This window comes from Variovorax sp. E3 (assembly GCF_016082275.1).
Lineage (GTDB): Bacteria > Pseudomonadota > Gammaproteobacteria > Burkholderiales > Burkholderiaceae_C > Variovorax.
Map to the genome: position 1 here is coordinate 40,068 of NZ_MOWM01000040.1, position 11,723 is coordinate 51,790.

The following is an 11,723-nucleotide window of genomic DNA, read 5'->3' on the forward strand; positions in this document are numbered from 1 at the left end:
TCTTACCAAGAGTACCCAGAGGCGATCATGAAAAAATTCAACACATCCGTTGCCCATCATCTTGCCATCACGGCCGTGACCCTTGCCGTGCTGACGGCATGCGGCGGCGGTGGAGACAGCGGCGGCGGCGCATCGCTCGGAAGCGGCGGCGTCGGCCTCGGCGCGCCGGCGTCGAACCAGGCGGCGTCGGGGGCGTCTTCGCCCGACACCGCCAAGAAGGCCCCCGACGACGGCGTGCCGGTGGCGGTGGCCGACGCGGCCGCCGGCCCGGCGGTCGACCGGTCCGCCAGGCCGCAGGAGCTACCCGACACGGTCTGGCCCAGCAACTACAAGCTGTGGTTCCGGCCCGATGCGGCGCTCAAGACTTTCGTGGGCCGCGGCGACGTGGAGATCGAAGTGCTCAAGCCCGTGGACGCCATCGTGGTGGCCGCGCACAACCTCAACTTCGCCAAGGGCCGCACCACCTTGCGCAAGGTGTCGAGCCCGGGCGAGGCGATACCGCTGATTCCCACGCCGCAGACGCTGGGCGACTTCGTGCAGCTGCGGCTGAACGACGGCCAGATCGCCAAGGGCAAGTACCTGCTGCACATGGAGTGGGACGGCAAGATCCAGTTTTCCGACGCGGAGTACTGCCCGCCCGCCGAGATGCAGCGCAACCCGTTCTGCTCGGCGGCCACCGGCATCTTCAAGGTCGGCCTGTCGACCCCCGAGGGCGTGAGCAGCGACGCCATCGTGACGCAGGGCGAAACCAACTACGCGCGCCAGTGGTTCCCGGGCTGGGACGAGCCGGCTTTCCGCCATACCTTCGAGATTTCGGCCGAGGTGCCGGGCGACTGGAAGACGGTGTCGAACGGCGCGCAGAAGTCGGCCGTGAAACTGCCCGACGGCTACCAGCAGGTGTCGTTCGAGAAGACACCGTCGATGCCCATGTACCTGACCTTCTTCGGCGGCGGCAAGTTCGACATCCTGCCCGACACCTTCAGGAACCCGCTGGACGGCAGCGACATTCCGCTGCGCTGGTTCACGCCGCCGGGCCGCTCCACGTGGGCCACGTTCCCGATGGAGTGGACCAAGGTGGCCATGGACTACTACTACAAGTACACGGGCATTCCCCTGCCGATCAAGAAGTTCGACACCATCGCGGCCAACGACAGCTACAACAACAAGCCCAACACCGGCTTCGGCGGCATGGAGAACTGGGGCGCCATCTTCGAGTTCGCCGACGCGGTGCTCACCAAGCCGGGCGACAAGCCCACGCTGTATTCGGTGACGGTGGTCACGCATGAAATCGCGCACCAGTGGTTCGGCGACCTGGTCACGCTCGACTGGTGGGACAACGTGTGGCTCAACGAGTCGTTCGCGCGCTGGTTCGAAAGGCGCACCACCATCAAGTTCCACCCCGAGTACTACAGCTTCTCCGACTACGTGCTCGACAAGCACAACGTGATCGTGGCCGACCTGAAGAGCACGGCCGTGCCGGTGCAGCGCAACCTGACCGACGCGGGCTCGTTCGGCTTCATCAGCCCGTCGATCTTCGTCTACAACAAGGGCAGCCACGTGCTGGAGACGGTGCAGAACTACATCGGCGAAGAAGCGATGCAGAAGGGCCTGCAGATCTACCTGAAGGACTACGGCTTCGGCAACGTCACGCCGTCGCGGCTGTGGACTTCGCTGGAGAAAGTGAGCGGCGGCAAGAAGGTGGCCGACATCGGCGACAGCTTCATCCGCCAGACCGGCGTGCCGCTGCTCACGGTCGATGCGCAGTGCGCGGCCGACCGCACCTACGTCAACATCACGCAGGAGTCGTTCCCCAACCAGAACCAGTTCCCGGCGTCGACCTGGAACATTCCGGTCACGCTGGCGTATGGCGACGCGATGGAGCAGCGCAAGACCTTCGTCATGTCCAGCGGCGCGGTGCAGCTGGAGCTGCCGGGCTGCACGGCGGTGCTGGCCGGGCCCACGGGGCAGGACTACTACGTGAGCAACTACAGCGCGCAGTCGTGGAGCGCGTTGCTGGCCAAGGCGCAGAGCTTTGCCGACAACAAGCCGCTGCTGCTGAACATCGAGCGCGACGCGTTCCGGCTGCTGCAGGTGGGGCGCATCACGCAGGTGCAGTACGACCAGGTCAAGGGCATCGTGAACCTGCCGGCGGCCATGCTGGCCAAGACGGCCGTGAGCCAGCAGCGCATGGCGGCGGTGGACGCGGGGGCCGAGAAGGAGGAGTACCCGCACGCGCTGCGCTTCCAGGGCAACCTGAAGCTGCGCGAGAACGAGAAGCGCTGAGCACCTGAAACCCGCGCGCCGCCGGGCATGCCGGGTGGCGCGCGCTCCATACCGAAAGGACTCCCATGAACACAGCATTGAAATGGCTGGCGGCGGGCGCGTCGGCGCTGTTGCTGCTGGCCGCGTGCGGCGCGAGCAACGGCGGCCCCGAGGCCGAACTGGTCGGCACCTACGCCGTCAAGCAGAACGGCGCGCTCAAGGAACTCATCAAGATCGAGCTGCAGGGCGACCACTACGTGATGCGCGACAAGGTGCGCACGCCCGAGTGGAGCGAACCCAAGATGCAGATGCGGCCCGTGACGCGCGAACGCTGGCAGCGCATCACCACCGACAGCGAGAACACCGCCTTCGTCGGCGTGGCGAGCGAGCAGCTCGGCATCTTCAAGGTACCGGCGGGGTGGAAGAAGAACAGCTTCCAGACGTCGACCGGCTACTTCCTGTTCTATTCGCAGGGGCCGGTCGAGGCGTTCAAGCTCTGAGGTTGCGGGTCGTCGCGCTCAGGCCGAGGGCGCGACGATCGCGCCCTCGATGCGGTGGCGCTCCAGCGCATCGGCCACGAAGCCGCTGGCCTTCATCTCCTCGACGAAGGCCGCGAGCAGCGCCTGCGCTTCGGCGCCGCGGCTGGCCGGCGTGCCCATGGCCTGCTGGATCACCATGAAGCGCCCCGGCAGCACGCGCACGCCGGGCGCGCGTTGCGCTTCGCCTTCGAGCAACTGGCGGATGCCGGCCGCCACCTCGACCTCGCCCGAACGCAGCGCAGCCAGCGCGGGGCCCGCGCCCTGCAGGCGGACGATGTCGGCGTGCCGGATCTCGCGCGTCAGGAACAGGTCGTAAGCGCTGCCCGAGCCGACCGAGATGCGGTGGCCCTGCGCATCGACCTGCGCGTTGTCGGTCAGCGCGGAGGCTTCGGACACGAGGTAGCTGCCCTCGATCAACACATAGGGCGCGGTGAACAGCAGGCCTTCGCTGCGCGCGGGGTCGATGGCGAAGAAGCCGATGTCGGCCTTCTCGTTCTTCACCGCGTCGACCGAGGCGGCGGCCTTCTCGAACACCACCAGTTCGATGCCCACGCCGAGCCGCCGCGCGAACTCGCGCGCGAGGTCGATCGACACGCCCACGGGCTCGCCGCCATCGGGGTTCCTGTTGGCCAGGATGGGGTTGCCGAGGTTGATGGACGCGCGCAGCGTGCCGCCGGGCGCGAAGGCGGAAACGAGGGCGGGGGAGATCGTCGTCGGCTGAGGCTGTGTCATGGCGTTCATTCGTCGGCTGGGCCGCGCGGGAAGTGAGTCGGAAGCGCGCCAGTTTACGGGGGGGCTCGTGGTGGCCGGATTTCCTACCGCATGTAGGGCGGCGCGCTCACCGCCGGGGCTTCGCGCTTTCGCTTAGGCTAGGCACCATTCGAAAATCGATCCCGCCTTCGCCGTGCCGCTCTCCACCTTTCTTGTCGAAGACAACCCCCATATCCGCCACGCCCTGATCGCCGCCATGGAGGACGCGGTCGACGTCCACCTGATCGGCACGGCCACCACCGAGGCCGAGGCCGTCGCGTGGCTGGACGGGAACCCCGGCGCGTGGGACCTGCTGGTGGTCGACCTGTTCCTGAACGAAGGCTCGGGCCTGGGCATCGTCAAGCGCTGCGGCCGCTGCCGGCCCGGCCAGCGCGTGGTGGTGCTGACCAACTACGCGACCGGCGAGATCGCCGACTGGGCGCGAGAACTCGGGGCCGACGCGGTGTTCGACAAGGCGGGCGAGCTCGACGGGTTCTTCGCGCTGTGCGCGAACCTCGAGGCCGAAGGGCGCGCGCGCGGCGACGAACCGCGCGAAACGCTCGCGCCCTGAGCAGGCCCGGCGGGCTACGAAGCCGCCGGCGCCACCGTCCCGAGCGCACCCAGCGGGCCGGGCTCCCCGGTGGCGGCCAGCGGCAGCCGCACCGTCACCCGCAGCCCCGGGCCCATGCCCGTGTCGTCCAGCGCGATGGAGCCGCCGTGCACGTCGATCACCGAGCGCACGATGGCCAGCCCCAGGCCGCTGCCGGTCTGCGTCTGGTCGGGGTCGCGAAAGAAGCGGTCGAACACGCGCTCGCGCAGCGCCGGCATGATGCCCGGCCCCTGGTCGGCCACCGTCAGCACGGCCTCGTCGCCCACGCGCTGGATGCCCACGCTCACGGTCGCTCCCACGGGGCTGTACTTGGTGGCGTTGTCGATCAGGTTGTCGATCATCGAGACCAGGCTGTCGCGGTCGCCCGCGATCTCCACGGGCTCGTCGGCCACCAGCTCGATCTCGACCTCGCGCACGTGCGCCAGCGCCGACAGCGCGGCCAGCCGCTCCTGCAGCAGGTCGTCCAGCCGCAGCGGGCCGGGCGCCGATGTCTGCGCGTGGCTGCGCATCAGCCGCAGCAGCTGGCCCACCAGCCGCTCGGCGCGCACGTTGCTGCTGAGCACCCGCGCGAACAGCTCGTGCTGGCGCTCGGTGGGAATGTGCTGCGTGAGCAGCGACTGCAGCGCCTCGACGTTCACGCGCATGGCGGCGATGGGCGTGCGCAGCTCGTGCGCCGCGTCGGCAATGAAGCTCTGCTCGCGCGCGATGCTCGCGCGCAGCCGGTCCATCAGGGCGTTGAAGTTGTGCACCAGCGGCAGCAGCTCGTCGTGGCGCGGCAGCTGGGTGACGGGCGCCAGGTCGTGCGGGCCGCGCGAGGCGATTTCGCGCGCCACCTTGCGCCACGGCCGCAGCGCCAGCCGGATCGACAGCCACGCGGGAAACAGCAGAAAGGGCACGCTGACGATCAGCGGCAGGATGTAGTAGCCGCGCGACTGGAAGGTGAGCCAGATCTGCACGCCGCCGGGCGTGATCAGCGTCACGCGCGTCTTGCCCGTGGGCGATTCGATGGTGCGGGCGCGCCAGCTCTTGCCGTCGGCTTCGACCGTCTCGCCGATGTCGGGGCGCGAGTTCACGATGCCCGAGGGCACGCCGTCGGAGCGATAGATTTCGCGGCCGTTCTGCCACACGATGACGCTGGGCGACAGCGAGGCGTCGTTGCCGTTGCCCAAGGCATTGCGCAGCCCCAGGTCCAGGGCGCGCAGGCTTTCGTACTGCTTGGCGGGCTGGTCGGTCATGTTGCGCGCCACGGTGAGCATGGCGCGGTGCGAGGCGTCCAGCGTGGACAGGTCGTCGAACATCGCGGAGCCCAGCAGCAGGGCCACCGCCACGCTCCACAGCAGCGTCATCATCGCGATCTGCGCGAACATGAGGCGGCGCACCAGCGACGGCCGCCGCAGGCGCCCCCACAGGTTGCGCATCAGCCGGCCCGGCGCTTGCGCAAGCGATGCGCCGAACCCGCGCGGCATGGGGGTCACGCCTGCTCCAGCGGTTGCTGCGCGGTCAGGTAGATCACGTAGCCGATGCCGCGCACGGTGCGGATGTAGCCGTCGCCGATCTTGCGGCGCAGGTTGGAGATGTGCACGTCGAGCACGTTGCTGCCCGGGCTCTGGCCGGGCAAGCCCGCCAGCGCCAGCTGCTCGAGCATGCGGCGCGCGACCACGCGGTCGGCGCGCTTGACCAGCAGCGTGAGCAGCTTGAACTCGCTGCGCGAGAGCGCCACCGATTCGCCGTTCACGCGCACGCGCTGGGTCGGCTCGTGCAGCCACAGGCCGCGCACCTCGAAGGTGGCGCCGTCGCCGCCGTAGCTGCGCCGCGTGAGGGCGCGCACGCGCGAAATCAGCTCGGCCAGCACGAAGGGCTTGACCAGGTAGTCGTCGGCGCCGTTGTCCAGGCCCAGCAACCGGTCGTGCAGGCCGTCGCGCGCGCTCAGGATGAGCACGGGCAGGCGCGCGCCCGCGCGGCGCAGGTGCTCGAGCACGGCCAGGCCGTCGCCGTCGGGCAGGCCGAGGTCGAGCAGCAGCAGGTCGCACCCGTCTTCGTCGAGGATGCGCAGCGCCTCTGCGATGCGGCGCACCCACACCACGTCCATGCCCTGGGTCTGCAGGGCGACGCGAATGCCGGTGGCCAGATCGAAGTCGTCTTCGGCCAGGAGGATCTTCATGGTCGGCAATCTAACCGGCGAAGCTGAAGAAATCCCAAAGAAAGCGAGGCCGGCGCTGCCCGCGGGCTGCCGAATTTTCAGCAGACCTTCATTCAGGCGTATCAGGATGCGGGGTGTTCGTCCATCAGACTGAAGAAAGACACCATGCATTCCAGGTTCGCCGTCGCCGCCGCGATGCTCCTTCTGCCCCTGGCGGCGCTGGAGGCGAGCGCCCATCGCCCCGATCCGCTTCCCGAGGAGTTCAGGCCCTCGCGGCCGGTGTACAGCGTCGAGCGCCTGGAGCGCATCGACCTGCACAGGGACGGCCCGGGCACCGGATGGCGCCCCGGAACGGGGTGGGGCACCGGCTGGGGCATCGACCCGCGCGGCGGCCGCCGCTACAGCCACGAGCGCTACAGCGAGCCCGCCCGCTACCGCCGCAACGCGGACAGCGACGGCGACGGCGTGCCCGACCGCCGCGACCGGCGCCCCCACAACCCCTACCGCCAATGAGCGCCGGCCCGCACACGCCATGAGCCTCTTCGAAGCACGCCTGCATGCCGGCCACTTCCGCTCGCTGGAAGCCCGGTCCACGTTGCTGGATTCGTACGCCCGCGTGCTCGCGCGCTGGCCGGTGCCGTATGAAAGCCGGTATGTCGAAACGCGCTACGGCCGCGCGCACGTGCTGGCGTCGGGCCCGGCCTACGCGCCGCCGGTGCTGCTGCTGCACGGCGGCGGGGGCAACGCCACCACCTGGATCCACAACATCGAGCGGCTCGCGGGTTCGCTGCAGGTCTACGCGGTCGACATCATCGGCGACGCGGGCCGCACCGAAGGGCGCCGGCCCGCGTCGGAGGATGCGTACTGCAACTGGCTCGAGGACGTGCTGATCGGCATCGGCCGGCCGAAGCTGGGGCTGTGCGGCAGCTCCTTTGGCGCGTGGCTCGCGGCGGCGTACCTGCGCCAGACCTCGCGCCGCGTGTCGCGGCTCGCGCTGCTGGCGCCGCCCAACCTCGAGTCGATGCGCGTGAGCTTCATGGCGCGCGCCGGGCTGGCCGTGACCTTTCCGAGCGAGCGGATGGTGCGCGCGTTCCAGGCGATGGTGTCGTCGCCGCTGGCGCCCGAGCCGCCGCCCTGGGCCATGGACGACCTGCTGGTGCGCTGGCGCTGCCAGCGCGGCCATCCCCGTCCGCCGGGCCGCATGAGCGACGCCGACCTGCGCGTGCTGCCCAAGCAGACGCTGCTGATGCTGGGCGAGGACGAGGCGCTGTACGACCCCTTGCGCGCCTTCGCCCGCGTGCAGGCCCTGGCGCCGCATGTGCGCGTCGAGCTGCTGCCCGGCGCGGGCCACGCGATTGCCTACGACCAGGCCGCGAAAGTGGACGACGCGCTGGTCGAATTCTTCCGGCGCGACGGCTGGACGCTGTAGCGCGCCGTGCGGCGGCAGGGTCAGCGCGCCGTCAGCGGCTCCAGCCCGGTCTTCGCGATGGCGGGCGCGGCGGCCGGCGAGTTCAGGTAGCGAATCAGCTGCCGCGCGGCATCGGGTTGCTTCGACGCGGTGGCGATGCCGGCCGAGAACACCGTCACGCGCTGCACCTCGGCGGGCAGCGGGCCGATGTAGTCGATGCCCGCGATCGGCAGCAGCTCGCTCACCTGCTGCAGGCCCAGCGCCGCGTCGCCGCGGGCCACGACGGTGCCCACGCGCTCGCTGAGGATGCGCTTGCTCCTGGGCTTGACCTGGTCCTCGATGCCCAGCTTCTTGAGCAGCTCGGTCTCGTAGTAGGTGCCGCTCGCGCTGGCCGAGTAGGCGATCGACGGCGCGGCCAGCAGCGTGCGCTTGAGCGCATCGACCGTGGAAATGTCGGGCTTGGGCGCGCCCTTGCGCACCGCGAAGCCGATGGCCGAGCGCACCAGGTCGACCTGGCTGCCCGGCACCACCTTGCCCTGCGCCACCAGCGCGTCGAGCGCCGGGCGCGCCAGGATCACCACGTCGGCCGGCTCGTTGCGCGCCAGGCGGCTAGGGATCGAATCGTCGGCGTTGCCCATCGAGGCGCCGTAGGCCGTCTTCACGCTGCGGCCACTGCTGCGCTCGAATGCGGGGCGCAGGTCGTTGTAGGCGGCGGTGAAGCCGCCCGAGGTCATGACGTGGATGTCGCCGGTGGCCGCGGGCGGCTGCGTGCCGCCGAGGCCGCCGCAGCCGGCCAGCGCAAGGGCCGCGAGCAGGGGGAGCGCGGCGCGCCGGGTGAGTCCGCTGAGTCGGGTGGAGGAAAAAAGAAGGGGCTTCGTCACGATGTCTCCAGAGGGAAGGGCGCGGCGAACCGGGTGTCGCCTGCCGTTGCCATCGTAGAAGCCGGGGCTGTCATTCCGCTCTCAGCGCAGCAGGGGTATTCACCGAGGCGGGGTCGGCTTGCCATCGGAAGCGGGGGGCGAGGGGGGCAGGCGCCCGCGCTTGGCCAGCCCTTCGCGCAGCAGGAACTCGACCTGCGCGTTCGCGCTTCGCAGCTCCTGCGCCGCCAGGCGTTCGATCTCGGCCCACAGGGCCGGGTCGATGCGCAGGGGGTAGGATTTTTTTCCGGGACTGGCCATCGAGGGGAGAGGGGAATCAGGTGTACAGCGTACCCGTGTTGACGACCGGTTGCGTCTCGCGGTCGGAGCACAGCACCACCAGCAGGTTCGACACCATCGAGGCCTTGCGCTCGTCGTCGAGCACAACGAGGTTGCGCTCCGACAGGCCGCGCAATGCCGCCTCGACCATGCCGACCGCGCCCGCCACGATCTGGTGCCGCGCGCTCACGATGGCCACCGCCTGCTGGCGGCGCAGCATCACCTGCGCGATCTCGGGGGCATAGGCCAGGTGCGTGAGCTTGGCGTCGAGCACTTCGACGCCGGCGCTGGCAAAGCGCTGGTTGAGCTCGGCCTTGAGCGCGTCGGCCACCGTGTCGAGCCCGGCGCGCAGCGTGGTCTCTTCGGTCGGCAGGTCGTCGCCGCTGTCGTAGGCGTAGAGCGTGGCCAGGTGGCGGATGGCGGCCTCGGCCTGGATGGCGACGAACTTGTTGTAGTCGTCGATCTCGAACACGGCCTGCGCCGTGTCGTGCACCCTCCACACCACGGCCGCGCCGATTTCCACCGGATTGCCGCGCTTGTCGTTCACCTTCAGCGCGGGCGTGTTGAGGTTGCGCGCGCGCAGCGAGATCTTCTGGCCGCTTTGCAGCGGGTTGGTCCAGCGCAGGCCCTCGCTGCGGTCGGTGCCCTGGTACTCGCCGAACAGCGTGAGGATGATGCCCTCGTTGGGCTGCAGCATGTACAGGCCCGGCACCAGCACCAGCGCCACCACGATGAGCAGCACGCTCACCGGCAGCGGCGTCCAGCGCTGCACGATGGCGGCCGTGCCGAACGCGATCAGCAGCAGCACCGCGGCCACGATGCCGTAGCCGTTGAAGGAGCGGTACGAGCGCTCCTTGCGGACCGAGCGGGGTGGAGTGAGGGTCTTCTCGTTCATGGATGCCTCCGGTAAAAGTGATATCACTTTAATATCTTTTCTGAAGGCGCTCAAGTAGGCGCTCAAGTTTTTTTGAAAGCGCGATGCCGGTAAAGCCCGCCTGCTTTACCCCCGGTTAACCGGCGCGCAACGCGCTGGACAGCCGAGGCTCCTGAAATGCAGCCTGGCCCTTCTCGGGCCGGCTCCAAAGGATTTCAGGATGACGATCAAACAACCCCTGCGGAAGTTCGCGCTCGCCGCCACGCTGATTGCCGTGAGCGGCTACAGCTTCGCGCAGTTCGGCGGCGGCGGTGGTGGCGGCATGGGCGGTGGCGGCCGGCGCGGCGCGCGCGCCGACAGCTCGGCGAGCCCGCGCACGGGCGACAGCCTCTCTACCCCGGCCACGGCGGCGGGCAAGATCCGCGACAAGCTCTACGACCTGCGCCTGCAACTCATGATCACGCCCGAGCAGTCGCCGCAGTGGGACCGCTTCTCCGATGCGGTGTGGGACATGGCGGGCCGCGCCGGCATGACCGCCGCCGCACCGGGCGACGACCAGACGGCCGTGCAGTTCGCGCAGTCGCGCGCCACGCAGGCACAAGACCGGGCACGGCGCGCGCAGGCCGTGAGCGACGCGCTGTCGACGCTCTACGACGCGCTGTCGCCCGAGCAGCGGCACGTGGCCGACCAGAACCTGCCCGCCGTCATTCCCTGACGCGGGGCGCAGGCGTCACGCGCCCAGGTCGAAGCAGCAGCCCGCGTAGTAGGGCTTGTCGCCGCCATCGACAAAGGGCACCTCGATCGGCTTGCCCTCGTTGCGCCAGGTGTCGCGCTTCTTGTAGCCTGAGCGCGCCAACTCGGCCATCAGCTCGTCGTGGTGCTCGATGCGGTAGGGGCACACGGCCACGCCGATGCTGTTGAGCGTGTAGATCGTGCGCTCCGGGTGCACGGCCGTGGTGTTCAGGATGATGCGCCTGGGCTTCACTGCAAGCGACGAAAGAATCGCGTCGATGCGCACCGGCAGGTACTGCAGGCTGCCCGAGGCATACAGCAGGTCGCAGCCGCTCGCGTCGCGGTAGTCGGTGCTGAAGTCGAGCTGCGCGGTGGCCTCGCGTTGCACCGCCAGCGCGCGCCCGCTTTCGACCACGCCGGGTACGTCGCACACGGTCCAGTGCAGGCTGCCCGGGTAGCTCAGCACGCGGCGAAACGCGTAGTACTTGATGCCGATGTGCCCGCCCAGGTCGAACACCCGCGTGAGGCCCGCATCGATCGAGCGCCCGAGCCAGAACAGCGCCGGGTAATCGTAGAAATAGATCTGCGGGCTGTAGAGCTTGGCCGCTTCCGCGTTGTCGTAGCCCACGGCCTTGCTGGGCGGCGCGCCGGCCTCGGCCGCGGCAAAGCTCTCGAACGAACCCATGAAGAGGTTCTCGTCCTGGTTGCTCAGGAACTTGCGCTTGTAGGCGCTTTCGCGGGGCGGGAACTGCAGAAGGCTTGACAGCATTTTTGGCTCCGGTGGCCACTTGATTCTGATTGCTACCAAAGCATTCAAGACCTAAAACCCTGTGCGGTGGGGGCGGTTACCCCCCGTGGGTTACCTACCGTGCGCGCCCGAAGTGTTCACACCAGCTGCCCGCTCGCCAGCGCCGCGGCCGCCGCCCGCGTCTCCACCCCCAGCTTCTCGAAGATGTGCTCCAGGTGCTTGTTCACCGTGCGCGGGCTGGTGCCCAGGATCTCGCCGATGTCGCGGTTGGTCTTGCCCTTGGCGAGCCACGACAGCACCTCGGTCTCGCGCGGCGTGAGCGCGGCTTCGGCCAGCCGCGCGGCCGGGCCCTCGCGCTGCATCGCGAACAGCAGCATGGTCTCGCCGAGCGCCGCCGCGCCCAGGTTGCGCACCGACAGCCGCATGCCCGTGGCCGTGCCGATGGCCACGGCCGCGCCCGCCGC

At 69.4% G+C, this 11,723-nt stretch carries 14 protein-coding genes; 6 read left to right on the forward strand and 8 right to left on the reverse strand.

The genetic code is table 11. The features are described 5' to 3' along the window. Positions 1-27 precede the first annotated feature (27 nt). Both BMG07_RS16295 and BMG07_RS16300 read left to right on the forward strand, forming a co-directional pair. A complete protein-coding gene (locus tag BMG07_RS16295) occupies positions 28-2,283 on the forward strand; it encodes a M1 family metallopeptidase (RefSeq protein WP_198085450.1) in 2,256 nt (751 codons plus the stop codon). Between the two features lie 65 nt (positions 2,284-2,348). Then, complete coding sequence (locus BMG07_RS16300; protein WP_198085451.1) at positions 2,349-2,762, forward strand: hypothetical protein; 414 nt, start codon at positions 2,349-2,351, stop codon at positions 2,760-2,762. 18 nt (positions 2,763-2,780) lie between these two features. Here the strand turns inward: BMG07_RS16300 and BMG07_RS16305 are convergent, their stop codons facing one another. After that, positions 2,781-3,533: a transporter substrate-binding domain-containing protein gene (locus tag BMG07_RS16305; protein WP_198085452.1), complete on the reverse strand. Its 753-nt coding sequence runs from the start codon at positions 3,531-3,533 to the stop codon at positions 2,781-2,783. A gap of 172 nt (positions 3,534-3,705) precedes the next feature. On the opposite strand from BMG07_RS16305, the gene BMG07_RS16310 reads away from it, so the two are divergent. Continuing rightward, a complete protein-coding gene (locus tag BMG07_RS16310) occupies positions 3,706-4,122 on the forward strand; it encodes a response regulator (RefSeq protein ID WP_198085453.1) in 417 nt (138 codons plus the stop codon). A 14-nt stretch (positions 4,123-4,136) separates the two neighbouring features. Here the strand turns inward: BMG07_RS16310 and BMG07_RS16315 are convergent, their stop codons facing one another. Both BMG07_RS16315 and BMG07_RS16320 read right to left on the reverse strand, forming a co-directional pair. Continuing rightward, positions 4,137-5,627 (reverse strand): HAMP domain-containing sensor histidine kinase, encoded by a 1,491-nt coding sequence (locus BMG07_RS16315; protein WP_269759045.1) that lies wholly within the window; start codon positions 5,625-5,627, stop codon positions 4,137-4,139. A gap of 5 nt (positions 5,628-5,632) precedes the next feature. Further along, the gene (locus BMG07_RS16320; protein ID WP_198085454.1) at positions 5,633-6,322 is read right to left on the reverse strand and encodes a response regulator transcription factor; all 690 of its coding nucleotides are present in this window, start codon (positions 6,320-6,322) and stop codon (positions 5,633-5,635) included. Between the two features lie 144 nt (positions 6,323-6,466). On the opposite strand from BMG07_RS16320, the gene BMG07_RS16325 reads away from it, so the two are divergent. Further along, positions 6,467-6,814 (forward strand): hypothetical protein, encoded by a 348-nt coding sequence (locus tag BMG07_RS16325; RefSeq protein WP_198085455.1) that lies wholly within the window; start codon positions 6,467-6,469, stop codon positions 6,812-6,814. A gap of 19 nt (positions 6,815-6,833) precedes the next feature. Continuing rightward, complete coding sequence (locus BMG07_RS16330; protein ID WP_198085456.1) at positions 6,834-7,730, forward strand: alpha/beta fold hydrolase; 897 nt, start codon at positions 6,834-6,836, stop codon at positions 7,728-7,730. A gap of 20 nt (positions 7,731-7,750) precedes the next feature. Here the strand turns inward: BMG07_RS16330 and BMG07_RS16335 are convergent, their stop codons facing one another. From BMG07_RS16335 to BMG07_RS16345, 3 genes are all read right to left on the reverse strand, one after another. Then, positions 7,751-8,590: a substrate-binding domain-containing protein gene (locus BMG07_RS16335; protein ID WP_198085457.1), complete on the reverse strand. Its 840-nt coding sequence runs from the start codon at positions 8,588-8,590 to the stop codon at positions 7,751-7,753. Positions 8,591-8,689: 99 nt separating this feature from the next. Further along, positions 8,690-8,887: a hypothetical protein gene (locus tag BMG07_RS16340; RefSeq protein WP_198085458.1), complete on the reverse strand. Its 198-nt coding sequence runs from the start codon at positions 8,885-8,887 to the stop codon at positions 8,690-8,692. Positions 8,888-8,903: 16 nt separating this feature from the next. After that, positions 8,904-9,800, reverse strand: coding sequence for an SPFH domain-containing protein (locus tag BMG07_RS16345; RefSeq protein WP_198085459.1), 897 nt, complete (start codon positions 9,798-9,800; stop codon positions 8,904-8,906). A 199-nt stretch (positions 9,801-9,999) separates the two neighbouring features. Between BMG07_RS16345 and BMG07_RS16350 the strand changes: the two genes are divergently transcribed. Continuing rightward, the gene (locus BMG07_RS16350) at positions 10,000-10,494 is read left to right on the forward strand and encodes a Spy/CpxP family protein refolding chaperone (RefSeq protein WP_198085460.1); all 495 of its coding nucleotides are present in this window, start codon (positions 10,000-10,002) and stop codon (positions 10,492-10,494) included. 15 nt (positions 10,495-10,509) lie between these two features. On the opposite strand, the gene BMG07_RS16355 is transcribed toward BMG07_RS16350, so the two are convergent. Together BMG07_RS16355 and BMG07_RS16360 are read right to left on the reverse strand one after the other, a co-directional pair. After that, complete coding sequence (locus BMG07_RS16355) at positions 10,510-11,280, reverse strand: TIGR04325 family methyltransferase (RefSeq protein ID WP_198085461.1); 771 nt, start codon at positions 11,278-11,280, stop codon at positions 10,510-10,512. A gap of 116 nt (positions 11,281-11,396) precedes the next feature. Beyond that, positions 11,397-11,723: helix-turn-helix transcriptional regulator (locus BMG07_RS16360; RefSeq protein ID WP_198085462.1), on the reverse strand; the 327-nt coding region annotated here is incomplete at its 5' end.